The sequence below is a fragment of the Janthinobacterium lividum genome, from assembly GCF_034424625.1.
Lineage (GTDB): Bacteria > Pseudomonadota > Gammaproteobacteria > Burkholderiales > Burkholderiaceae_D > Janthinobacterium > Janthinobacterium lividum.
The window spans coordinates 3521350-3545745 of sequence record NZ_CP139976.1 but is presented as its reverse complement, the minus strand read 5'-3'; the positions used below and the strand labels follow the sequence as shown (position 1 = coordinate 3545745).

The following is a 24396-nucleotide window of genomic DNA, read 5'->3' as shown; positions in this document are numbered from 1 at the left end:
AAGGCTTTCAGCTGGCGAACGTATCAGCAGAACTCGCCGCCGTCACTTGAACCGATACGCGAATAGCGGTATTGCTCCTCGCTGTCGACAGCCGTGCAGCCGGCCACGGCGACGCCATCGCGTACTTTCCAGAGCGCAGGATGCGCTGGCTTTTCTTCTTCCTTTTTTTCCGCCAGTTTGAATGCGAACAGTTTGGTTTCTTTGTGCATGAGATCCTCTATTAATGGTCGTGTTCCGATTTTTACCGATAAATACTTATTTTAAAAAATGGAAACTTTAATTGAAAGGTGTTTGTATATGCATTGCGCGCGGAATAGCCGCGCCGCACGGCGCCAATTTGAATATGGGGGAATATATGAAACCCCCACGCCGGGCGGGGGTTATGGCGTGCCGGGTATCAGCAATACTGGCCGCTGTCGTTGGGCTTGAGGCGCGAAGAGTCGCGATATTGATCATGGGTGCCAACGGCGGTGCAGCCGGCCACGGCGACGCCGTCGCGCACCTTCCAGGCGGTGGCGGGCGCTTCCTGTTTTTGTACCTGTTTTTCAGCCAGTTTGAATGCGAACAATTTGGTTTGGTTTTGCATTGTACTATCCTCTTGTGATGGTTAAGTACTGCTTGCGCTGTATGCCATGGTATATGGCCATTCGATATTAGCGCCTGAATAAATAAGCGTCAACTTGAAAATCAATCGTATCCGCGGTTATATTTTTCAAATACTCACCAAATATCACGCGAGCCATTTATGTTATTGCAGTGCGATAAATAATAAGCGCGGCACTTTAAATAATCGGCACGGTACTCAATTATTGATGGCAAACGGATCGAGCATTCCCGCGGCGACGCACTATAATGGCGCCTGTTGAATGGATAAGGCACGACGTACTCTATGGAAATGGCCATCACAGACAGCCTGCGACAGCTGGCATACGCGCAGGCCGCCGCCTTCGTGCAGACGCTGGACACGCGCGATCCTGTTGCACTGCAGCGCGACTGGGGCTTGTCGCCGGGCGTGGCCGACGAGATCATCGAGATGCTCGACAGTTATTTTGCTGCTAGCCAGACATTGTCCCTGGCGCCGCTGGCGCAAGCCTTCGTGCCGGGCAAGGGTGGCCGTCCCGCCGTCGATGTGTATGCCACCGACGCCGGACCACTGGGCCTGGAATGCATGTTGCTGGCCGACGGCAAGCCGGGCGAAGCGACCTTGCACCTGGAAATGTCCGGCCACGACGGCGCGCTGCGCCTGCATTACCACTACATCGGATCCTGAAACACCATGACTGAACTGATCAGCGAAACACAACGGCGCATCTGCGACAAATTCGGTTTGCCGGCCCAGGCGCCCGAGCCCATGGTGGCCCTGGCCATCGCCAGCCTGGCGCAGTCGCCCATCTACGGCACGCGCATCGCGCTGCCGGAAAACGGCACCATCAGCTGGTTCATCCATTGCGGTGAGCACGACGATGCCAGCGGCTTTTACCAGCCTCTGCATGCGGACCACCTGCACGAACTGCTGCCGCAGGTGGTCGATTACCTGGCCTTGCCCAGTGGCGCCAAGTTCATTCTCGACCGGGAAGGGTATGAAGACGTGTGGCTGGAAGAGTAACTTTCTGAACGGCAAGATTGTCGTTGACGTTGATAAATAGGTATGGGATGCTGCGGTTCCGTTTTCTCCTGCCGAAAGCCACATCTTGAACCCACGCCTCCCGTCTGTCCTGCTCCTCGTGGCGCTTGCCGCCGTCCCCGTTGGCGCCGTGGCTGCCACTGCCACTGCCGCCAGCCAGCCGAAGGTGTTCAACGCGGAACAGGAGATTGCCGCCTTCGTACGCAGCGAAATGCAGGAGCGCCAGATTCCGGGGCTGCAACTGGCCGTGATACAGCGTGGCAAGATCGTACTGGCGCGCAATTTCGGACTGTCCAGCCTGCAGTACCAGGTGCCGGTGACGGACGCCAGCCTGTTTTCCATCAATTCGGCAACGAAAGCGTTTGCCGGCGTGGCCGTCATGCAGCTGGTGCAGCAGGGCAAGATCGACCTGGCCGCGACTATCGGCCAGTATCTGACGGGCTTGCCTTCAGCCTGGCAAGCCGTGACGGTGACGCAATTGCTCAACCATACCTCGGGTTTGCCCGATGTGCTGGACCAGCGCAGCGGCAAACTGGTGGGGCCGCAGCCGGACGACGCCGATGCGGCGTGGACAGCCGTGCAGGCGCTGCCCGTGGAAGCTCCGCCTGGCGAGCGCTACCGCTACAACCAGACCAATTACGTGTTGCTGGCGCAATTGATCGAGCGGCAAGGCGGCCAGCCTTTTACCGCCTTCGTCCAGCGCGGGCAGTTTGACGTGGCGGGCATGCGGCACAGCGGCTTTGGCGACGCAAAGGACGTGATCGCCAACAAGGCCAGTTCCTACGTGCTGGACCGGGGCGGTAACGGTTACCGCAATGTGATCGAAGACTTTCCCGTGTTCATGCGCGCCGGCGCCGGCATCAACAGCAATGCGGGTGAACTGGCGAACTGGCTCATCGCGCTGCAGTCGGGGCGCCTGCTGGCGCCCGCCAGCGTGGAACGGCTGTGGCAGCCGACCAGCTTGAATGACGGCAAGCCGGCGCCGTGGGCGCTGGGCTGGCCCACCATCGGTCGCGATGGACACCGTGCCGTGGCCGGCATCGGCGGCGCCCGTTCAGCCTTTTATGTGTATCCGAACGATGGCCTGGCCGTCGTTATCCTGAGCAACCTGGCCGGCGCCCAGCCGGAACAGCTGATCGATACCGTCGCCGGCTTTTATCTTCCCGCCCTGCGCCAGCAGCGCGGCGGCGCGTATGCCGCGCACCTGCTGCGCAACAAAGCGGCCAGCGCCGGTTTCGATGGACTGGACAAGAAACTGGCGGCCATCCGGCGCCAGCATGGGCTCTCTGCGCCCACCGACGATGACTTGAATGCCTGGGGCTACCGTCTGCTGCGGCGGCAGCAGCCGAAACAGGCGGTAGCCGTCTTCCAGCTCGGCGTGCAACTGTACCCGCAAGGGGCAAATGGCCACGACAGCCTGGCCGAAGCATACGAGGCGGACGGCGCCAAGGCGCTGGCCATCACGCATTACCGCCGTTCGCTGGAACTGGATCCGGGCAACACGCACGCCGTGGCGCGCCTGCGCGTGCTGGATGCCAACTAGCGCATTGGCTGGGCTGCCTTGCCGTGCTCGGCGCCGTGCATGGCCAGGTAAGCCGCCAGGTTGTCATCAGCTATGCCCAGGGAGCGCAAGACCTCGGCCGTAAAGCTGACGGGCGCCGTGCCGGGCGCCGTGATGACGCGCTGGTCGGCCACGGCCCACGGCACATCCTGGTACAGGGCGGCGCCCGCATAGCCGGTATCCTTCAGGTTGTCGGCGGAATTGGAGGTGTGGCGCACAGTGTCGAGCACGCCCGCCTGCGCCAGCACGCGCGTGCCGTCGCAAATGCCGGCCAGCACGATATTCCTGTCGCGGGCCGCGCGCAGCAAGGGGGAGAGGTCGGGCGCCTTGCCGCTTTGCCAGTGGCTGCCGCCACATACCATCAGCAAATCGAGTTCATCGAGCACAATATCTTCCAGCGCCAGTTGCGGCGTGACCAGCATGCCGCCGGACGAGGTGACGGGCAAGCCGCCGGGCGTGGCGAACTGCGTGTAAAAGCCGTAGTACAGGCGCGCCGTGGAATTGATCAGGGCGGTTTCCCAATCGGCAAAGTTCTCGGTCAGAATGGTGATGGCACGTGTCATGAAAAGTCCTGTCGCAGGTGGAGATATGAATAGTAATACAGGCTGTCTGGCCTGCTGGTGCCGAAAGCATAATGAAAAGCACTGACAATTTCTGTCAGGAGCGAGCGTGACTGATGCGCCACCATCAGGGGCCGTATTTATTTTGGCATGCGGCCGAATCCCGATGCGGTTTTACAGGCCACGTTTGCGACAGATCAAGCAAGGTCAAGACCGACCGTGCGGCCTCGCTGCTGTTCGTTTCCGGCCATGACAGGAAGCCTTTACGTCCTTGCAGCGCTTCATGAATGGATTGCGGTAGCCGCCACCAATGAAAAGGCCCGGCGCCGCCGCAGGAAGCGGCGGGGCCGGGCCCCTGGGGTATTGCGGATGACTTTTGCGGATTACTTCTCGGCGAACGCGCGCTCGACAACGAAGTCGCCTGGCGTCGAGGTATTGCCTTCCTTGAAGCCACGCGCTTCCAGCATTTCCTTCAGGTCGCGCAGCATGTCCGAGCTGCCGCAGATCATCACGCGGTCTTCGGCAGGGTTCAGCGCCGGCACGCCCAGATCTTCGGCCAGCTTGCCGTTTTCGATCAGTTCGGTGATGCGGCCCATGTTGCGGAAGTCTTCGCGCGTCACGGTAGGGTAGTAGCGCAGCTTGTCGCTGACCATTTCGCCCAGGAACTCATGCTTCGGCAGATGCTCTTCCAGCAAGTCGTGGTAAGCCAATTCATCGACCTGGCGCACGCCGTGCACGAGGATCAGCTGGTCGAAGCGCTCGTAGATGTCCGGATCGCGCACGATGCTGAGGAAAGGCGCCAGGCCCGTGCCCGTCGACAGCATGTACAGGCGCTTGCCTGGCAGCAGGTAGTCGGACACCAGGGTGCCCGTCGGCTTGCGGCCGACGATGACCGTGTCGCCCACTTGCAAGTGCTGCAAGCGCGACGTCAATGGACCGCCCGGCACCTTGATGCTGAAAAATTCCAGGTGGTCTTCATAATTGGCGCTGGCGATACTATAGGCACGCAGTAACGGCTTGCCATCGACGCGCAGGCCGATCATGGTGAAATGGCCATTCGAGAAACGCAGCGACGGGTCGCGCGTGGTGGTAAAGGAGAACAGGGTATCCGTCCAGTGGTGCACGCTTAAAACGCGCTCTTCATTCATCGAACTCATAGTATTTGTTGGCTGGTCAAAAAAATGGTTAGTTGCTGGCAACTGCTGGCAAAAGTGAAACCCTGTGTAGGCCCAGGCGCTATTGTACCGGCCTCCACACGAAATTGTTACCGTCTATCGCCGCCATTGCTGCCGCAAGCGGTGCCAACATTATAGTGCGGTTGGCAAGGTTGGGCTGAAATACCCATTGAAACAGGCGGGCGGCAGGCAGAGTCTTGACCTGGCTCAGTTTTCTGGCACCCAGGCAGAACTCCGCCGCCCATGCCAATCTTGCAAATTTATTGACTTCAGGAAAGATGGTTGCATTATAATATCTAAACGTCAATACACCGCCTAATATTATGACACTGGATGAAGAGAAGCAAATAGCCGAAATTAAAAAGCTCAGGATTGAACGCCTGAAAACCATGAGTGGTTTATGTGCCGGTCTGAGCTCTACTTTTGGCCTGGTTGCCGTCTTTATTTATTGTTTCTTCGTGATTGGTTTTTTCCCATCCGGGTTAAGTGTTGGCGATACATTATTCTTTATTTTTGTAATGCTGGCTTTTTCCTGTATCGGTGCCTTATCGGTCATCATGGGGTTCTTGCCTTTTGTTCCGTGGGCTACACAAAAAATACTCCCATCCGGGAAGTTAAAGAGTGCCGCATACCTGCTTGGTCTTTGGCTGCTTTCCCTGCTGCTGGTTATGGTTTTCTTTGAGGCTTTGAACAACGGCGCCGGCTCCGCCAGTGGATGTCAATTTGTCGTGTCAAGTATCGTAGCAGTGGTTCTCATTGGCGCGTACTGGTACCTGGCTCGCAAATTGACGGAAGATGGCTGGTTCGCCGTCGCCTACGTTATGCCATTGATTGCTTCCACGTCCATGCTGGGATATATTGCCGCCCTAAACAAGCCTGACGCTGGCAGTGGAGTTTTCAGCTTTCTGGCAATACCCTTGGTGTTGCTATTTTCAGGAATGTTTTTAAGTCTTGGCGTGGCGATGTTTTCCACATTCGTGCCGCTTCCGCCCCCCATTCCGCCCGTTCCACCCGTTCCGCCCGGCCCCGCCACGGCCAACCTCAGCGCCAGCTCCCGGAGCGCTTTTGCCAGTATTGCAGTGGGAATCCTGTTTGCCTATATTCCATTGCTGGCAGGCCAGCATAGTTTTAATTATGTGATGAGTGGCCTCGGGTTGCGCTCCGATGCCGTATTGATCGTCAATAAAACGAATTTCGCCACGATGCAAGCTGCAGCCGATGCCAAGGGTGTGTTGCTGCATAGTTGCAAAATGGATGGCGACAGCTTTTCGATCAGTAATGTCCGGGTTCTGTGGCATGGGGTTGGCCTGCGCAGCTATATCGAACTGAAAGGGACGGCTGCCACCGATACAACAGATACGCGGATTGAGTTGGATAGCGCCGGCGTCAAGGTTTCAAGAGGGGGGAAAGAGACAGTTTGCCAGGAGCTGAAAAACGGGATCTATTTCAGCTCTGGAAAAGAGACGTTCGAAGAAGGGCAGTGGGCTATTTCAAAATCGTACGTCGATAAATTCATGCCGCGGGCAAAAAAAGGCGAAGAGAAAAAAGTAGTTATCGTGGGCTTTGCCGACCCGATGCCTCGCGAAAAAGAGGGTAATTTCGTTTTGGCGCACAAAAGAGCATGCACCGTGTTCCATCAACTGGTACGCGACAAATCGATCAGCGAGGCGGATGCACTGATTGACATACGCCTGGATCGCGACGGCATCAGCGGCTGCGGCGAGATGAAGGACTCGCTCAAGCAACGGGCATGTTTTGAGCAAGGCCGCCGTGTCGAACTTCAGGTTCTGACAGGCGTGGGGAAAGTTTCGCGTGCCGGTACTGCCGATGCGAAAACGGCTTGCGGCGCGCCGGCACATTGACGCTTGGCGAGAGGCGCTTTTGTTGCGCATGCCGCTCCCAGATCAACGATTTGAAAGTTAGTTGAAGCGGGCGGCGTGGCGGGGCGGGGCCGCGCCAACCTTGCGTGTATGATATTGCCGAACAGAATTGTTGGGCATCTGTCATCTTGCGGGCGCGCTTCTTGTGCCTACCGGCCCATGAATCTGCGTGCACGATTCCGACCGCGAGGATGCCTGACCCACAGCGAAAGGTAATAAAGATGTATAAAACAGTGCGCGACCTGTTCCTGCATTTCAAGGAAGCCGTCCCATTCCGCCTCGTCCCCGCCCTGATCTGCACAGCCTTGCTGTTGAGCATGCTATTGCTGCCGGCGCCCGATGGCTTGACGCCCAAAGCCTGGGGCCTGGTGGCGATTTTCCTCACCACCATCCTGGCGATCATTCTGAAGGTCATGCCGATCGGCGTAATGGCGATGATGGCCATCGTCATCGTTTCCTTGTCGCAAGTGACGTCGACCTCGTCCAAGGGCGCCATCACGGATGCGCTCAGCAGTTTCTCGAATCCATTGATCTGGCTGATCGTCGTGGCGATCCTGATTTCGCGCGGCCTGAAAAAGACGGGGCTGGGCAGCCGCATCGGCCTGCTGTTCATTTCCCTGCTGGGCAAGCGCACCATGGGCATCGGCTACGGCCTGGCGATCTGCGAACTGGTGCTGGCGCCATTTACGCCGAGTAACACGGCGCGCGGCGGCGGCATCGTCCACCCCGTCATGAAATCGATCGCCAATGCCTTCGATTCGGACCCGGCCAAGGGCACGGAAAAGAAAGTAGGCACCTATCTGGCCCTCGTCAACTACCACGCCAATCCGATCACCTCGGCCATGTTCCTGACGGCCACGGCGCCGAACCCGCTGGTGGTCGACTTCGTGGCAAAGGCCAGCGGCCAGAGTTTTCACCTGACGTGGACCACCTGGGCCCTGTGCATGCTGCTGCCGGGCCTGGTCTGCCTGCTGGTCATGCCGCTGATTATTTATTGGCTGTCGCCGCCGGAACTGAAAGCCACACCCGACGCCGTCACCTACGCCAAGGCGGAACTGAAAAGCATGGGCCCGCTGTCGCCGTCGGAAAAAGTCATGCTGGGTACCTTCGCCTTGTTGCTGCTGCTGTGGGCAAACGTGCCCGCCATGCTGTTCGGTCCCGCGTTTTCGCTCGATGCGACGGTGGTCGCCTTTGTCGGCCTGTTTGTACTGATCATTACCGGCACCATCGACTGGGACGACGTGCTGTCGGAAAAGAGCGCCTGGGACACCCTCGTGTGGTTCGGCGCGCTCGTCATGATGGCCGAGCAGCTGAACAAGACAGGCGTGATCGCCTGGTTCTCGGCGGGCATGAAGGCCGCCATCGTCGCCAGCGGCATGGACTGGCTGCCGATTGCCGCCGTCCTGGTGCTGGTGTTTGTGTTCTCGCATTACTTCTTCGCCAGCACGACGGCCCACATCAGCGCCATGCTGCTGGCCTTCCTGACGGTGGGCCTGCACCTGATCCCCGCCGGGTACCACGTGCCTTTCATGCTGATGATGACGGCCGGCTCGGCCATCATGATGACCCTGACCCACTATGCGACGGGCACCTCGCCCATCATCTTCGGCAGCGGCTTCGTGACGATGGGCAACTGGTGGCGGGTCGGCTTCATCATGTGCGTGGTGGAACTGCTGATCTTTGCCGTCGTCGGCACGACCTGGTGGAAGGTGCTTGGCTACTGGTAAGATCAGTTGCCCCTCACAGCAGCTGGCCGCGCACGACCCGCAGCAGATAGGTGCGCGCGGCGGCCCGTTCCATGCCTTTTTCTTGCAATAGTGGCAATAGCTGTTCAAACAACTGGCGCCGCTGCAGAGATGCTTCGGACGTGTCACGCCGGTCTGAAAAGAAATCCATCAGGGTCGAGCCGCACAGGCAATTGCGGTAGACCTCGACGATGGCGATGTTGTTGTCATCGAAACTTTGTTTCAGTCCGGAGACATTCTGGCGCATCGCCTGCGTCTGCCCAATGAACTCGTCCGCCGTGGCGAAGACGCGCCCGCAGCAGGCGCAATGCTTGGGAAAGGCGGCTTCGGCCAGGGCCCGCAAGCCTTCGAAGAACAGGTGTTCCTGCATGATGGCTCCTGGTGGCGCGCCTAGGCGGCGCGGTTGCTGATCTCGATGCCATGCGGCCCCACTGGCGGGCGCTGCACGCCCGATTCAAAGCGCTGGAAGGCTTCCTGCAAGTGCTCCTTCAGCAGGGTCTCGTCCCAGGGCTTGGTGATGAACTTGTATACCGAGCCTTCATTGATGGCCGCCGTGACCGAATGCAATTCAGGGTAGCCCGACAACATCACGCGCACGATCTCCGGATAGATACCCTTGATGCGGCGCAAGAGTTCGTTGCCGGACATGCCCGGCATGCGCGCATCCGTGAGGATCACGCCCACCGCATGGGCGGCCACCAGTTCCAGCGCTTCCTGCGGCTTGGTGGTACTGAGTATCTGGTAGCCTTCCTTGCGCAGCGAGCGGCGCAGGGCGGACAGGATATGCTCCTCGTCATCGACCAGCAGCAGCACGCGCTGCGGCGCGTCGGCATGGCAGCTGTCTGGCGGCAAATGAGTGCCTGCATGCAACATCTGATCCATCTCGGCGCCGGGCAGCGGGCGGCTGAAGTAATAGCCTTGCATGGCGTCGCAATGGTTGGTATTGAGAAATCCCAATTGTCCCTCCGTTTCCACGCCTTCGGCCACCGTGGTCATGTGCAGCGACTTGGCCATGGCGATGATGGAGCGGGTCAGCGACGCGCCGTCCACGCTGTCGGTCACGTCGCGGATGAACGATTGATCGATTTTCACCACGTCGATGGGGAATTGCTTGAGATAGGACAGGCTGGAGTAGCCGGTGCCGAAGTCGTCCAGCGACAAGGTGATGCCGATTTCTTTCAACTGTTCCAGCGCCTTCACCACGAGGTCGCGGTTTTGCATCAGCACGCTTTCCGTCAGTTCCAGTTCCAGGCAGTGGGCCGGCACGCCGCTTTCCGCCAGCACTTCGCGCACCAGTTGCGGCATGTCGACCTGGCGGAACTGGCGCGCCGACACGTTGACGGCCATGGTCAGGTGCGTAAAGCCGTAGGCATGCCAGACGCCCAGTTGCGCGCAGGCCGTGCGCAGCACCCATTCCCCGATGGGCACGATCATGCCCGTTTCCTCGGCCAGGGGAATGAAGCGGTCCGGCGGCACCAGCCCGATGCCAGGCCGGCGCCAGCGCAGCAGCGCTTCCATGCCATAAATCTTGCCGCTGGTGAGATCGACCTTGGGCTGGTAGTGCAATTCCAGCTCGCCCAGCGCCAGCGCCTGGTGCAGCGCGTGTTCGATTTCGGCCCGTTCTTCCACCAGCACGCCCATCTTGTGGTTGTAGAACTGGTAACCGTTGCGGCCCTTGTCCTTGGCGCTGTAGAGGGCCGCATCGGCTGTCTTCAGCAGCAAGTCGGCGCTGTCGCCGTCGGAGGGAAACACGCTGGCGCCGATACTGGTGCTGACGTGCAGGGTATGTTCGCCCAGCTGGAAGGGCTCGGCGAACGCCGCCAGCACTTTTTTCACGATCTGTTCGGCCGTTTCGAGGTCGGGCAGGTCCGTCAGCAGGACGACGAACTCGTCGCCGCCCTGGCGGGCCACGGTGTCGCCCGCGCGCACGGCCAGCTTCAGGCGGCGGGCAACTTCCTGCAGCAGCGCATCGCCCACGGGGTGGCCATAGCTGTCGTTGACGAACTTGAAACGGTCGAGGTCCAGCATCAGCGTGGCCAGGTGCAGGCGGGTGCGGCGGGCATGGGCGATGGCCTGGCCGATGCGGTCGTTCAGCAACTGACGGTTGGGCAAGTCCGTCAGCGCATCGTGGTTGGCCAGGTATTCGATGCGCAATTCCTGCAGCTTGCGTTCCGTGATGTCCTGCACGGTACCGCGCATCAGCAGCACTTCGCCACCGTCGCGCACCGCCTCGGCCTGGTGAAAGACGATGCACTCGGCGCCGTCCGGTTGCACCACCTTGTGTTCCAGGCCGTAGCTGGTGCCGTTGGCATGCAGTTCCATGAAGGCATCGAGCAGCAGGGGCCGCTGGTCTTCCGGCAGGCATTGCAGCAGGCGCTCGAAGCTGGTGGAGCCGGAATCGGCGTCCAGGCCCAGGATGCGCAACAGTTCCGGCGACCAGTAGCCGTCGCCGCCGGTGCCCCGGTATTCCCAGTTGCCGAGGCGGGCCAGTGCCTGCGCGTGGCTGAGGCTTTCCTGGATGCGGCTCAATTCGGTTAATGCGCTGCTGGCCCGCAGCAGGTAGCGCAGCCGGTGCGCCAGCAGCCGCCATTGCATCGGCTTGGAGATAAAATCGCTGGCGCCCGCTTCCAGCGCCTGCTTGATGGAGTCATCGTCGTCGTTGCCGGTCAGCACGACGATGGGCACATGCGCGCCGCCGGGCAGCCGGCGCAGCTGGGTGCAGCATTCGAAGCCGCTCATGCCGGGCATGGCGACGTCGAGCAGGATCAGGTCGGGCACGCCGCGCTGGAAGGCGGCCAGCGCTTCCAGGCCGCTGGCCGCTTCCTCGATGCGGAAGCCTTCCGGTTCCAGCGCTTCCGTCACCAGAATGCGCGTCATGGTGTCGTCATCAACCACCAGGACCAGGGCTTGCGGGGGTTGTGCGGTATTCATAGGGCTTCCTTTTCAAGGGCCAGGGCTGCGAGGACACGGTCGAGTTCTTGCTGGATGCCGCGGATATGGTTCAGTGCGCTGCCGACATCATTGCCGCGCGCGTATTGTTCGATTTCACGGCAGGTGGCCGACAAGCCCAGTGCGCCCACGTTGGCGCAGCTGGACTTGAGCGTGTGCGCCGCCAGTTGCAGGGCCGCGGCATCGCTGGCCCCGGCGGCCACTTCCAGCTGGCCCAGCAGGCGCGGGGCGTCGCTGTAGAACAGGTCGATGATGCGGCCCAGCACGTCGGGACGGCCGGGACGCCGCATGGCGCGCAGGTTTTGCAGGGCGGCGGCGTCGAGGATGGAGGCCGATTCGACCGCCGCCGGGACAGGCTCCGCCGCCGTTTCCAGCGTCGCCGCTGCCGTCGTCGCCACCGTCCCGGCTGCCGCCGGCGACGGGCGCCAGCGGGCCAGCATGGCCAGCAGGGCGGCGCGCGTGTACGGCTTGGCGAGGTAGTCGTCCATGCCCGCGTCCAGACACAGTTCGCGGTCGCCCAGGATGGCGTTGGCCGTCAGGGCAATGATGGGCGTACGTTCGCGGCCTTGCTGGGTTTCCATGCGGCGCAACTGCCGGGTCGCCTCGAACCCGTCCATTTCCGGCATCTGGCAATCCATCAGGATCACATCGAACGGGCAGCGTTCCCACAGGGCCAGCGCGCGCCGCCCGTTGTCGGCCGGGATGGCTTCGTAGCCGCTATCTTCCAGCATGGCCAGGGCGATTTCCTGGTTGATCGCGTTGTCTTCCACCAGCAGCATGCGCAGCGGCGCCTGGCCTGCGGCTGCGCTGTCCGGCGCGGCGGGCATGGCAGGCATGGCAGGCAGCGTGGGCGCCATGGTGCCGAAGCCGCCGACGGCTTCGATGCAGTGGCGCAGTTCCAGTGCCCGCACGGGCTTGGTCAGGCAGTATTCCACTCCCAGCGCCGTCACCTGGCGCAGATCGGCCGAGGCGTCGAGTGAGCTGAGCATGATGATTTTCAGCGCCGCCATGCCGGTGTCGGCCTTGATCGCCCGCACCAGTTCGGCGCCATCCATGACGGGCATGCGCATGTCGATGATGGCCAGGTCGAACGGGCGCCCGCCGCACAGCGCGCCTTGCAGCAGCCCCAGCGCTTCGGCGCCGTCGGCGGCGCTGGCGGCAGCCATCTGCCACTCGATCGCGTGCTGCAGCAGGATGCTGCGGTTGGTGGCATTGTCGTCCACGATCAGCACGTGCAAGGCATCGAGCGAGACGCGCGGCGGCGCCGCCGGCGGCGCGTCCTCGGGCGCCACCTTGCCCACGACGACGGTGACGGCGAAGCTGGAACCCTGGCCCGCCACGGATTTGAGCACAATGTTGCCACCCATCATCTCCGCCAGTTGCTTGATGATGGCCAGTCCCAGTCCCGTGCCGCCGTACTTGCGCGAGGTGGTGCTGTCGGCCTGGCGGAAGGGCTGGAAGACGGCCGCCGCCGCTTCCGGCGCCATGCCGATGCCCGTGTCGCTCACTTCCAGCCGGATCTGGCCGGCAGCGGGGCAGCTGACGTCGACGGAAATCTCGCCCCGCTCGGTGAACTTGGTGGCGTTGTTGAGCAGGTTGGTGAGGATCTGGCGCAGGCGCACGGGGTCGCCGCGCACGTGCTGCGGCACGTCGGAGGCGATGCGGCAGGTAAATTCGATGGCCTTGCGCTGGATGCCGTTGGCAAACAGCGCCACGACGTCGTCGATCACCTGGCGCAGGTCGAAGGGAATGTGTTCGAGCACCAGCTTGCCCGCCTCGATCTTGGAAAAGTCAAGGATGTCGTCGATGATGCTCAGCAAGCTTTCGCCCGAACGGTGCACCGTGTGCACGAAACGCTGCTGCTTGGGACTCAGTTCTGTGCGCTGCAGCAACTCCGTCATGCCCAGCACGCCATTCATCGGCGTGCGGATTTCGTGGCTCATCTTGGCCAGGAACTCGGATTTGGCGCGGTTGGCGGCGTCGGCCTCGGCCTTGGCCTGCTTGAGCGCCAGGTCGCGCTGTTCGACGTGCTCGAGCATGCCGTTAAAGCCCAGGATCAATTGCCCGAGTTCATCGCTGCCGTGCTGCGCCACGCGCACCGACAACGCCTTGCCGTCGCGGATATGCGCGATGGCGTGGGACAGGCGCGCCAGCGGCCTGGCGATGGAGGCGCTGATCAGCCCGGTGATGGCCACGCAGGCCAGCAGCAGGACCAGCGCGATGCCGAGGATCAGCATGAAGGCATGCCGCACACCCTCGCGCACCTTGCTCACCGCGTCCTGCTGCTGGCCCGTGATGCGCGCCACCTGCTGCGCGGAATAGGCTGCCTGTTCGCGTTCGAAGGCGCGCACATGGTCGATCACCTCGTCCAGCGCCGCCTGGCTGTCCAGCACGCTGCCCTTGGCTTGCACCAGCCGCTGTCCCGAGCGCTCCACCGCATCCAGATGGGTGTTGACGCCGCGCGTTTCGGCTAGCAAGCCCAGCTGGCCTATGCTTTGCAGCAAGGTCTGCATGGTGGCCATGTCGCGGTGCAGGGCGCTGATGCGCTGCGCGATATCGTGGCCCAGGCGCGTGACGTCGGCGGCTGCCGTGGCCAGCATGACTTCGCCCACGTCGATGCTGATGGCGTCGACGGCCAGGTTGATTTCGCCGCTGGCGTCCTCAATGCGGGCCGAGGTGTGCATGTAGCGGCCGGCCTCCGCCAGCCGGTCGCGGCCGATGGCCAGCTGCAGTTCGATGGGATCGAGCTCCTCGGCCAGGCGCAGGTGGGCGCCGGCCAGGGCGGCGCTGGTTTGTTGCTTGAGGGCGGCATAGCCGGCCTGCTGCGCCGGGCTGCTGCCCTCGGCCAGCAGCCCGGCACGCAGGGCCAGCAAGCCGGCGGCGGGATCGAGCATCTGGCGCGCCGTGACCAGCAGTTTTGCCCGCAGCGCCTGCTGGGCCGGGCTGATGTCGCGCTCGCTGGTGCCTTCCAGGTGCGCGACGGCCGCCGTCAGCCGTTCGCGCAAGGGAGCGATGCGGAAACGGTTTTTCACGGCCTCCGTTTCGGCCAGCGCAATCTGCATGTCGTGGATGCTCTTGCGCAAATCGGTCAGGTAGCGGGCATTCTGGTTCAGGCGCTGGCTTTCCAGCTGCACCTCGGCGGCCGTGGCCTGGGCCTGGCTGTCGACCAGGCGGATCTTGCTGCGTGCATCCTTGGCCGCGGCCTTGATCTGCGCCAGCACTTGCCGCATCTCCGTCGCCTGCGCCTTGTAGTAGGCCTCGTTTTCCAGGCGCTTGCGCACGGCGACGCGCATGCGCTGGAATTCCCGTTCGAAGGCCGAGTGATAGGGGGGCGCTTGCGACTCGCCGTGGCGCCGCAAGTCCTGGCTGATGCTCTCGGCGGTCCGGATACTGGCGACGATCTTGCTCGATACCTGCTCCAGCTGCGCCAGGTCTTCCGCCTTGCCCAGTTCGAAAAAATCCGACGTCATATCCTGCACGGTATAACGCAGGCGCAACACGTCCGTGTACAGGGGCACGGTCTGGTCGGTCAAACCGTGCACATGGGTTTCGATGCCTTTCACCAGCAGCAGGCTGGCCGCCGCCATGGCCGCCACGCCCGCCAGCAGGACGGTGGTACTGATGATCAGCTTGCTCCTGATTTTCATGCCAGGCTCCAGAGGAGGGGCGCGCGCATCACTTCGCGCCAGGCGCCGGGTCGGCCGGAACGATCCGGCCGTCGGCGATGCGGGTCAGGAAGACGGCCGTCGAGGCCTGGTGGTCGCCTGGCCGCAGCGTCACGCGCAAGCCGCCCAGATCGAGCCGGTCGAACGTTTCGAAACTCTGGATCAGGCGCTCGCGCGTGAGGTCGGCGCCCGCGTGGCGCAGCGCCGCCACCATCAGGGTGGCAGAAATGCAGCCCTCGAAACTGACGAACGACAGGCTGGCCGCCGGCACATGCCTGGCCAGCAGCGCGGTGCAGTCGGCGGCGATCGGCAGCGTGCGGTCTTCCGGCAGGGGCACCACTTGCGAAATCACAATGTTATTGCCTTCCGTGCCCAGCAACTGCAGCAGGCTGTCGGTGCCGACAAAGGACACCGTGGCCAGGGCCGCCTTCAGCCCGGCCTGGCTCGCCTCGCGCACGAACGCGGCCACCGGGGTGTAGGGGCCGGCCATGATCACGGCTTGCAGGTCGTGTCCGATCAGGGCCGCCAGGCCCGCCTTGACGGCCGTGGTGCCGCGCTGGAAGGCGCCCTTGGCAACGAGTTCCATGCCGCGCCGCTGCAGCGCGCGCACGGTGCCGTCGAGCACGGCATTGCCGAAGCCGTCGTCCTGGTACAGCACGCCAAACCGCTTGACGCCGCGGCTGGCGAAATACTGCACCAGGGCATCGGACTCATCGTCGTAACTGGCGCGGAAGTTGATGATTTCATGCACCACGGGGCGGCGCAAGGTCATCGCGCCCGTAAACGCGCCCACCAGCGGCACCTTCATTTCCTGGACGATCGGTATGACGGCGTTGGTAGTGGGCGTGCCCACATTGCCGAACAGGGCGAACACCTGCTTGTCCTCGACCAGCCTGAGCGTTTCGCTGATGGCGCGATCCGGATCGTAGCCGTCGTCGGCGACCACCAGCTCGATGCTGCGGCCATGGATGCCGCCGCGCAGGTTAGCCTCCTGGAACACGGCCGTCGCGCCGTCGAGCATGGCCCGCCCCAGCCCCGACGCGGCCCCCGTTTGCGCATTGACCATGCCCAGCCGGACTTGCGTATCGGTGACGCCCGGTTCGGCGGCCTGGCCGATGCCGGCCACGAGGGTGAGAGCGAGCCAGCAGCATTCCGGGAAAACGCGCATGAGCTACCTTTATGGAGGTTGACCGGTATCAATAGGTGAACGGTTGACAAGGAGTATGGAGGAAATTGCCAACGCAAAACTCACACATAGTCACGGCGCGAAAAGCATTCCAAGGGCAACTCAAGGGACGATCAGCTGCACCACCACCTTGCCCCGTGCGCGTCCCTGCGCCAGGTAGGCCAGCGCCTGTTTCGCCTCACGGAAAGGAAACACCTGGTCGATGACGGGACGGATGGTGCCCGCTTCGAGCAGGGCGGCGATCTGCGCCAGCTGGCCGCCGTCGGGACGCACGAAGTGGAAGGCATAGCTGGCGCCGCGCCGCTTCGCCAGGCCGATGATCTTGCGGCTGAGCAAACCAAACACCAGTTTCAGCACCACGTTCATGCCACGCGCACGGGCGAAAGTGGCGTCCGGCGGGCCGATCAGCGAGACGACATGGCTGCCAGGCTTGACGATGCGCAAGGCCTTTTCCAGCCCGTCGCCGCGCACCGTGCCCAGCACGGCGTCGTAATCGCGCAGCACGTCCTCGAACGGCTGTTTCTTGTAATCGACCACGTCATCGGCGCCCAGGCCGCGCACCAGCTCCACGTTCGCCGTGCTGGTGGTCGTGCCCACGCGGGCGCCCAGGTGCGTGGCCAGCTGGATGGCAAACGTGCCGATGCCGCCGGAACCGGCCGGGATGAACACTTTCTGGCCCGGCTGGAGCTGCATGCGCTCATGCATGGCTTGCCACGCCGTCAAGCCCACCATGGGAATCGAGGCCGCCTGCACGAAATCAAGGTTCGCCGGTTTCAGTGCGGCCGCCTGTTCCGGCACCACGGCAAATTCGGCCAGGCTGCCGTATGGCGTGTCGAAAATACTCGCATACACGGCGTCGCCCACCTTGAAGCGCGTGACGGCGCCGCCGACTGCCACCACCACGCCGGCCAGGTCGCTGCCCAGGGTGGCCGGCAAGCGCAGTTTCAATATCGGCTTGAAGTCGCCCTTGGGAATCAGGTTGTCGATGGGGTTCAAGCCCACGGCGTGCACCTGCACCAGCAGTTCGCCGGGGCCGGGAGTGGGGCGGGGCAGTTCGGCAAACGCCACGTGATCAAGGCCGCCGTATTTTTTAAGTTGCAATGCTTGCATGATATTCTCTCTGAATGCTGAAAAGGCGTCGGCGTTCAAGCCAGGCGCAGGTCCTTGCGCAAGCCGGCGTCCATCAGCGCGGCGGGCATGAAACGGCGCATCAGGCGCAGGCGTGCCGCCAGCGGCCCGGCCGTGTAGCGCAATTTCGGCTGGCGCGCCTGCGCCGCCGCCAATACCGTGTCGGCCACGACGCCAGGCTCATCGGCGCCGGCCATCAGCGCTTGCAGCCGGCGCGTGACGGCCGCGCTGACTTGCCGGTAGGCGGACAGCGGCGCATCGGGCGCCAGCAGATTGGCTTCGAACGTGGTTTTCGTATAGGCCGGTTCGATGACGCTGGCGCGGATGCCCCAGCCCCGTACTTCATGGTCGAGCGATTCCGTGTAGCCCTCGATGGCGTGCTTGGTGGCGGAATACAGCGCGCCGTAAGGCATGGGCAAAAAGCCCACGACGGAACCGATATTGAGGATGCGCCCGCCGCCCTGGGCCCGCATGTGTGGCAGCACGGCGCGCGTCATGCGCACGAGACCGAAGAAATTCGTGTCGAAGATGGCTTGCGCCTGCGCCATGCTGCTTTCCTCGGCGCCTGCCGGAGCCACACCGAAACCGGCGTTATTGACCAGCAGGTCGATGCGGCCTTCGCGCTGCATCACCTCGGCCACGGCGGCAGCGACAGACGCATCGCTGGTGACGTCGAGCGCCAGCATCGCATGGCCGGCTGCGGCCGCCTGGCCGCCACGGCGGCTGGTGCCGTACACCGTGTAGCCCGCTTGCGCCAGGCGTTGGGCCGTGGCCGCGCCGATGCCGGACGAGGCGCCGGTGACCAGGGCAATCTTGTGGTTTTTCATGGCAGTTCCTTCAGTGATTGACAGCTTGGGACATGGAATATGACGATCATCATATTTTTGTTGAAAAAAAAGCCCGGGACGGATCAACGCCACGGGCGGTGCGGTTAGCCGGGCGCCTGAATTTGCGCCAGGGTGGCTGCGCACAGTGCGTCCGACAGGGCTGGCTCGTCGACGGCACGGGCGAGGATGGTGGTGCCGATCAGGGCGCACACCGTCGCCATGGCCTGCGCATGCGCTTCGGGCTGGCCCCAGTTCGGCAACTGGCGCGCGAACAGGTCGATCATTTCCTTGATATGGATGGTGGCGGCGCGCCGCACCTCGGGCGCCTGGCGAGGCATTTCCGAGCCCAGCGCCGACACGGGGCAGCCAACCTCGATGGCGGCGATGTGTTCGGGCGACAGATACGCGGCCATCATGGCCTGCAGGGCTTGGCCGGGAGGGGCGGCAGCCGCCACCCTGGCCGCCAGCGCCACCGCTTCGGCTCCCGCGCGGTCGCCCGCTTCGGCCAGCAGCGCGTCGCGCGAGGCGAAGTGGGCATAAAAGCCGCCGTGCGTCAGGCCCGCTTCCTTCATGATGTCGGCCACGCCCGTGCCCGCATAGCCGCTGCGGCGGATGGCGCGCGTGGCCACCTCGACAATGCGTTCGTGGGTGGCTTCCTTGCGGCTTTGCGCCATGATTTTGGCCGCTGACTTGTTGGGTAAGTTCTGCATGATGATCATCATATCGTAATTTCCAACTCCGTGCACGCGATGCGCTACGCCTGCAGGCGGCGCTCGGCGCGGTCAAATCAGGCTGGCGTTGCTGAACAGTTCTGTCGTCCAGTCGGTGAAGGCCCGCATTGCCGGGGAGAGAAAGCGGTGGTGGGGATAGAGCAGCGATACCGGCACAGGTGCCGGCCGCCTGTCGGCCAGCACCTCTACCAATGCTCCAGCCTGCAAATGGTCGCGCACCAGGATGTCGGCCAGCTGCATCAAGCCGTGGCCGTCGAGGCCCAGTTTGATGTACAGCCCGGTCTCGTTGACTGCGGCCGTGCCAGGGACCGGCACCGCGACGCGGACGCCATCGTCGATGAAATGCAGATCGCTCCCCCGCCGCGCCGTGCCGGAAAAGTAGTGGATGGCCCGGTGGCTTGCCAAATCCTCCGGGAGCGCGGGAACACCGTGTTCGGCCAGGTAGGACGGCGCCGCGCAGGTGATCCAGCGCAGCTCGCCCAAGCGGCGCGCGACCAGCGTCGAGTCTTCCAGGCTGCCGGTGCGGATGACGCAATCGACTCCCTCCTGTATCAAGTCGACCTGGCGATCATTGACGCCGATCATCAGGTAGATATCCGGGTAGCGCTGCTGAAATTGCCGCAACTGCGGCAGGATCACGGCATGGGCGATGCCGCCCGGCATATCCACGCGCAGTCGTCCTTGCGGGCGCTCGCCCGGGCCTTGCAGGCTGGCTTCGGTGTCGTCGATGAGGTCGAGTATTTCGCGGCAGCGGTGGAAGTAGCGCTCGCCTTCGGGTGTCAGGCTGAGGTTTCGTGTGGAGCGGTTCAGCAGGCGCGTCTGCAAATGTTTTTCCAGCCGCTTGATGATGCCGGTGACCGACGATGCGGGCAAGCCCAGGGTCTCTGCCGCGCGCACAAAACTCCTGCTCTCGACCACGCGAAGGAATACCTGCATTGCTTGTACGCGATCCATGTCTTGTCCGTGTGATGCTAAGGGAAATGGCACTATAACCTAACATTGTTCGGATTTTCCGCATGCTGAAAACGCCCGGCGCTACTTTTTCCGCCGGCTTGACTGCACTAGACTGCGTGCAAGCCATTACCTATCGCAGGACTCAACCATGCTTGAACAAGATACTCAATTGCCGGCTCTGCTGGCGCCACTGGCCCCAGCCCCCCGCAAGATGCTGATACGCGGCGCGACGATCATCAGCATGGATGGCAATATCGGCAATTTGCCCAAGGGCGACATCCTGATTGCCGACGGCGCCATTGCCGCCATCGGCGTGCACCTGGAGGCCGACGGCGCCGAGGTGATCGATGCCGCGGAGATGATCGCCATTCCGGGCATGGTCGATACCCATCGGCACTCCTGGGAAGGCCAGCTGCGCCGCATCAATCCGAATGCGGCAACGCTCGAGGACTATTGCAACGCCACCCATTTCTCGTTTGCCAAATACTACCGGCCGCGCGACATTTACGTGGGCAACCTGCTCACGGCATTGGGCTGCATCGATGCCGGCATCACGACCGTGATCGACAACTCCCACAACAGCCGCACCGCGGCGCACTCCGACGCGGCCGTCGAAGCATTGTTCGATACGGGTATCCGCGCCGTGCATGCATCCGGTGCGCCCGTATCGGGCGACTGGGATGAGGCGCATTGGCCGGGCAACCTCGCACGCCTGCAGGCCAAGTATTTTGCCAATCCCGACAGCCTGGTGACGCTGGCCATGATGGCGCAGCTGGAACCGGAGCAGTGGGCCATCGCGCGGGCACTGGGCATTCCCATCGTGACCGAGTTTTTTGGTGGTGGCATGGCAGCCGAACTCGAAGGCCTGCACCAGCAGGGGCTGCTTGGCAACGACAACATCTTCAACCACTGCACCTGCCTGCCGGAATCCGGCTGGAAAATCTTGCGCGAGGCAGGCGTGCGCGTCAATGTATGCCCGCGCTCGGATGCCCACTACGGTATCGAGGATGGCATGAACGCCTGGCAGGCGGCGTTCCAGCACGGCATACGCCCCGGCCTCAGTGTCGACAACGAGACCTCGTACAGCGGCGACATGTTCATGGAGATGCGCGTGGCGTTCTACCTGCAGCGGGTCTTGGGGCATACCCAGCGCCTGCATGGGCACCACCATGCGGCGGCGCCCACCGATGCGTTCCGCTTGCTGGAGGCGGCCACGATCGACGGCGCCGCGTGTGCGGGGCTGGAGCAACGCATCGGCAGCCTGGCGCCAGGCAAGCAGGCCGACCTGGTACTGATACGCACCGGCGACCTCAACCTCTACCCGGTCAACAACGCCATCGGTACCGTGGTGCACGCGGTAGAGCGCAGCAATATCGATACCGTCATCATCAACGGGCGCGTGCGCAAACGCGGTGGCGTCGTACTGGGCGTGGATCAGGCAAGGCTGCGCTCCGCGATCGACGAATCCTGCGCTCACCTGTTCAATGCCGCCGGTTACCAGCCCGATCTGTTTGCTGAATCGTTCGCGCCGATCCACCATGCGTAAGCAGCGCCTGATGAACGCGCTACTGTTACCCATCGCTTTCGGCGCGGGCATCGCCATTGCCTTGCAAACCACTTTGAATGGCCAGCTTGCGCGGGGCATCGGTGGAGACTCCCTGACGGCGGCGCTGGTGTCCTTCACCATCGGCGCGCTGTGTCTGGCTGTGATTGCCTTGCTGCGTGGTGGCAGCGTGGCGTCACTGGCGGAAGTTCCCGCTCAGCCCCTCTGGAGCCTGTTGGGTGGCATGCTGGGGGCCGGCTCCTTGCTGTGTAACGTCTTGCTGGCACCGCGCATCGGCTTGACCTTGCTGGTGGGACTGGCCGTGGTCGGCCAGCTCACGTCATCGCTGGTCATCGATCACTTAGCTTTGCTCGGTGCAACGGCACGCCCGATTTCGCCCGGAAAACTGATGGGCTACCTGCTGATGATCTCCGGTTTGGCAGTGCTGGTGTTCGGAGACCGCGTGTCGAAAGCCCTGTCCGGATGAAAACGGTACCATCCACGCAAGGGCGACGTCAGGAAATGGTCCGCAATGGCCACCTCGACGATGCGTTCGTGGGTGGCTTCCTTGCGGTTTGGCGCCGAGGGTTGGGCAGTTGAGTTGTTGCGCAAGTTCCGCATGATGACCATCATATTCTATTCAGGATGTCTTGCCGGGCAAAGGAAAACGGCGGCGCATCCTTGCCTGGCCCGCCGCCCGTCATGACGATGTTGGCGATGAAAGTGGGGCCGATGGCGGGGGAGGGATGGCGCGCCTGAACAGGCGCGCCGTGGCCGGCACGGGCAGCTTGCCCGCGCCGGCTCTACAAGGTCAGGCCAGCTTGCGCTTGCCTGCGGAAACGCGGTTCCAGCCATAGCCAACGACGATGATGGCCAGGATGGCCGCTTGCGCCAGCAAGGTTTCCAGGGTCGGCAGGATGCCCAGCAGGTCGACGCGGATGAAATCGACGGGGCTCACGCCGACCCAGCCCGCTTCCTGCAGCGCGGCCACGCCTTTGCCCATCAAAATCACGGCCAGCACGGCCACGAAGGCGGACGTCCACGAGAAGAATTTGCCGATCGGCATGCGCGCGCTGGTGCGCAGCAAGGCCCAGGCGATCACGACCAGCAGCACGATGGCCACCAGGAAGCCGCCCAGCAGGGCGCCGCCGTTGCCGTCCGCCGCCAGGGCGGAATAGAACAGCACGGTTTCAAAGACTTCGCGGTAAACGGCGATGAAGGCCAGGGCGAACAGGCCCCAGGCGGAGCGCCGCGACATGGCTGCCGTGAGTTTCTCGTGCAAATATTCCTGCCAGCGCCCGGCGCTGCTCTTCTGGTGCATCCACAAGCCCACGCTGAGCAGGACCAGGGCCGCGAACACGGAACCAAGACCCTCGCTCACTTCACGGCTGGCGCCGCTGATGGTCACCAGGTAGGTCGCCGCCACCCATGTCAGGCCGCCCGCCACCAGCGCGCTCGCCCAGCCCGCATGCACATAGGGCAGCACATCGTTGCGCTTGGCCTTGCGCAGGAAGGCGATGATGCCGATGACGATCAGCAGCGCTTCCACGCCTTCGCGCAGCAAGATCGTCAGGGCGCCGATAAAGGTCGTCATCGGGTCGGCCTTGGCGTCGCCCAGCTCCGCTTCCACATGAGTAAACAGTTGCTGCAGCTTTTCGCCAGCCGCGTCGGCGTCGGCCACCGTGCCCTTGGCCACGGCGGAGCGGTAAGCCAGCATGGCGTTTTCCACGGCCAGCAGCAGGGATTTATTGCGCGCGCCAACCATCGGCTCGATCGGCTCGAAACCGTCCAGGTAGGCCGACAGGCCCAGGCGCGTGGCGCCTGCGCGGTCGCCCGCATGCATGGCCTCGAGGCTTTCCGCCAGGCGCAAACGCGACAGGGCCAGGCCGGCCGGCTTGTGCGCGTCGGCCTTGCCAGGGTTGCTGCGCAAGTACGCCGTCAAGGCTTGCGCCTCGTCCGCGCCCAGCTTGGCGGCAACGGCTTCCTGTGTCAGGGTCGTCACGGCAGCCAGGTCCGCGTACAGGTTCTTGCTGCGCGGATCATCCTGCCACAGCTTTTCTCCGCGCGCGCTTGCCGCCGCATCGTGCGACATGCCGCCGACATAGAACGCCAGGTCCCAGCGTTCGTTTTCGGACAGCTGGCCAAAACTGGCCATCGAAGTGCCGGCCACGCCTTGCGAAATGACCTGGTACAGCGCCATCAGGCTGCGCGACTGCGCCCGTTCGGCATCCGTGAAAGCGATCGGCTTCGGTTCCAGGCTGGCCGCCAGCGGACCATCGCCGCCGCCGGCCACGCCGTGGCAGGACGCGCACTGGGCCGCATACAGGGCCGCGCCGCGCGCCAGGTTGGGCAGCACTTTCGGCGCCACGGGAATCGGGTAGGCGGCGATCAGCAAGCCATTCGCGTGGTGCGCCAGGCGCTTGACTTCCGCGCCGTCCGCCTTGGCGACGACGGCTTTGCGCAGGTCGGCGATGGCGGCGGCAATGGCCGCCTGCGAGGCGTGCGCGGGCAGGGCGGCGATCTGCGTCGTCGCGTTGTCCGTAAAATCGAGCATTTCCGCGTATTCCGCTTCGCTGACCACCTTGCCGTCCTCGACGGCGCCGCTGTAATCGACGGCAACATAATCAATCAATTGCCACAATTGCTTGGCGCCGGCGCCCTGGTCGGCCACTTGCGCTTGCGCGCCTCCGGCCAGTAACAGGCTGAGGCTGGCGGCCACGAGTGGATAGCAGACGAGCCATTTCTTGATAGAACTGAACATGATTCTCATTCTCATTTGTCGTTAACCCGGCGACTATAGGACAGACCGTGCTGGGTGTCAACGGCGCACGGGCGTGCGCGTACGGCCCCGGTCAGTATTCTTGACCA

Annotated in this window: 20 protein-coding genes; 7 read left to right on the top strand and 13 right to left on the bottom strand. The window is 63.1% G+C overall.

Features of this window, described 5'->3' with window-relative positions; all coding sequences use genetic code 11:
- Nucleotides 1–23: 23 nt before the first annotated feature.
- Both U0004_RS16000 and U0004_RS15995 read right to left on the bottom strand, forming a co-directional pair.
- Nucleotides 24–209: a hypothetical protein gene (locus tag U0004_RS16000; RefSeq protein WP_034786919.1), complete on the bottom strand. Its 186-nt coding sequence runs from the start codon at nt 207–209 to the stop codon at nt 24–26.
- Between the two features lie 188 nt (nt 210–397).
- The gene (locus U0004_RS15995) at nt 398–586 is read right to left on the bottom strand and encodes a hypothetical protein (RefSeq protein WP_034786916.1); all 189 of its coding nucleotides are present in this window, start codon (nt 584–586) and stop codon (nt 398–400) included.
- A 303-nt stretch (nt 587–889) separates the two neighbouring features.
- Between U0004_RS15995 and U0004_RS15990 the strand changes: the two genes are divergently transcribed.
- From U0004_RS15990 to U0004_RS15980, 3 genes are all read left to right on the top strand, one after another.
- Complete coding sequence (locus tag U0004_RS15990; RefSeq protein WP_081345389.1) at nt 890–1270, top strand: hypothetical protein; 381 nt, start codon at nt 890–892, stop codon at nt 1268–1270.
- A 6-nt stretch (nt 1271–1276) separates the two neighbouring features.
- On the top strand, nt 1277–1606 hold the full coding sequence (locus U0004_RS15985) for an immunity protein Imm33 domain-containing protein (RefSeq protein ID WP_070253458.1): 330 nt from the start codon (nt 1277–1279) through the stop codon (nt 1604–1606).
- 85 nt (nt 1607–1691) lie between these two features.
- Nucleotides 1692–3167, top strand: coding sequence for a serine hydrolase domain-containing protein (locus U0004_RS15980; RefSeq protein WP_081345388.1), 1476 nt, complete (start codon nt 1692–1694; stop codon nt 3165–3167).
- Here U0004_RS15980 and U0004_RS15975 read toward each other — a convergent pair.
- Together U0004_RS15975 and U0004_RS15970 are read right to left on the bottom strand one after the other, a co-directional pair.
- Nucleotides 3164–3748, bottom strand: a complete 585-nt coding sequence (locus tag U0004_RS15975) for a type 1 glutamine amidotransferase family protein (protein WP_070253457.1) — start codon at nt 3746–3748, stop codon at nt 3164–3166. The genes U0004_RS15980 and U0004_RS15975 overlap by 4 nt on opposite strands.
- Before the next feature lie 380 nt (nt 3749–4128).
- A complete protein-coding gene (locus U0004_RS15970) occupies nt 4129–4902 on the bottom strand; it encodes a ferredoxin--NADP reductase (RefSeq protein WP_034748152.1) in 774 nt (257 codons plus the stop codon).
- Between the two features lie 341 nt (nt 4903–5243).
- Here U0004_RS15970 and U0004_RS15965 point away from each other — a divergent pair, with 341 nt between their 5' ends.
- On the top strand, nt 5244–6782 hold the full coding sequence (locus U0004_RS15965) for an OmpA family protein (protein WP_070253455.1): 1539 nt from the start codon (nt 5244–5246) through the stop codon (nt 6780–6782).
- Nucleotides 6783–7021: 239 nt separating this feature from the next.
- Nucleotides 7022–8527: an anion permease gene (locus U0004_RS15960; protein WP_070253454.1), complete on the top strand. Its 1506-nt coding sequence runs from the start codon at nt 7022–7024 to the stop codon at nt 8525–8527.
- 13 nt (nt 8528–8540) lie between these two features.
- On the opposite strand, the gene U0004_RS15955 is transcribed toward U0004_RS15960, so the two are convergent.
- From U0004_RS15955 to U0004_RS15920, 8 genes are all read right to left on the bottom strand, one after another.
- Nucleotides 8541–8915: a hypothetical protein gene (locus tag U0004_RS15955; protein WP_070253453.1), complete on the bottom strand. Its 375-nt coding sequence runs from the start codon at nt 8913–8915 to the stop codon at nt 8541–8543.
- Nucleotides 8916–8935: 20 nt separating this feature from the next.
- Nucleotides 8936–11476, bottom strand: a complete 2541-nt coding sequence (locus tag U0004_RS15950; RefSeq protein ID WP_070253452.1) for an EAL domain-containing protein — start codon at nt 11474–11476, stop codon at nt 8936–8938.
- A complete protein-coding gene (locus tag U0004_RS15945) occupies nt 11473–15141 on the bottom strand; it encodes a response regulator (RefSeq protein WP_115057498.1) in 3669 nt (1222 codons plus the stop codon). The genes U0004_RS15950 and U0004_RS15945 overlap by 4 nt, the downstream gene beginning before the upstream one ends.
- A gap of 28 nt (nt 15142–15169) precedes the next feature.
- Entirely contained in the window at nt 15170–16327 is a 1158-nt protein-coding gene (locus U0004_RS15940; RefSeq protein WP_070257600.1) for an ABC transporter substrate-binding protein, read from the bottom strand.
- Nucleotides 16328–16447: 120 nt separating this feature from the next.
- The gene (locus U0004_RS15935) at nt 16448–17455 is read right to left on the bottom strand and encodes an NADP-dependent oxidoreductase (RefSeq protein WP_070257601.1); all 1008 of its coding nucleotides are present in this window, start codon (nt 17453–17455) and stop codon (nt 16448–16450) included.
- Between the two features lie 35 nt (nt 17456–17490).
- The gene (locus tag U0004_RS15930) at nt 17491–18300 is read right to left on the bottom strand and encodes an oxidoreductase (RefSeq protein ID WP_070257602.1); all 810 of its coding nucleotides are present in this window, start codon (nt 18298–18300) and stop codon (nt 17491–17493) included.
- 104 nt (nt 18301–18404) lie between these two features.
- Entirely contained in the window at nt 18405–19022 is a 618-nt protein-coding gene (locus tag U0004_RS15925) for a TetR/AcrR family transcriptional regulator (RefSeq protein ID WP_070257603.1), read from the bottom strand.
- 60 nt (nt 19023–19082) lie between these two features.
- Nucleotides 19083–19985, bottom strand: coding sequence for a LysR family transcriptional regulator (locus U0004_RS15920; protein WP_070257604.1), 903 nt, complete (start codon nt 19983–19985; stop codon nt 19083–19085).
- A gap of 148 nt (nt 19986–20133) precedes the next feature.
- On the opposite strand from U0004_RS15920, the gene U0004_RS15915 reads away from it, so the two are divergent.
- Together U0004_RS15915 and U0004_RS15910 are read left to right on the top strand one after the other, a co-directional pair.
- Entirely contained in the window at nt 20134–21531 is a 1398-nt protein-coding gene (locus U0004_RS15915) for an amidohydrolase family protein (RefSeq protein WP_070257605.1), read from the top strand.
- A 10-nt stretch (nt 21532–21541) separates the two neighbouring features.
- Nucleotides 21542–22015 (top strand): DMT family transporter, encoded by a 474-nt coding sequence (locus U0004_RS15910; RefSeq protein WP_070257617.1) that lies wholly within the window; start codon nt 21542–21544, stop codon nt 22013–22015.
- A 324-nt stretch (nt 22016–22339) separates the two neighbouring features.
- On the opposite strand, the gene U0004_RS15905 is transcribed toward U0004_RS15910, so the two are convergent.
- Nucleotides 22340–24289 (bottom strand): cytochrome c/FTR1 family iron permease, encoded by a 1950-nt coding sequence (locus U0004_RS15905; RefSeq protein WP_115057497.1) that lies wholly within the window; start codon nt 24287–24289, stop codon nt 22340–22342.
- Between the last annotated feature and the right edge of the window lie 107 nt (nt 24290–24396).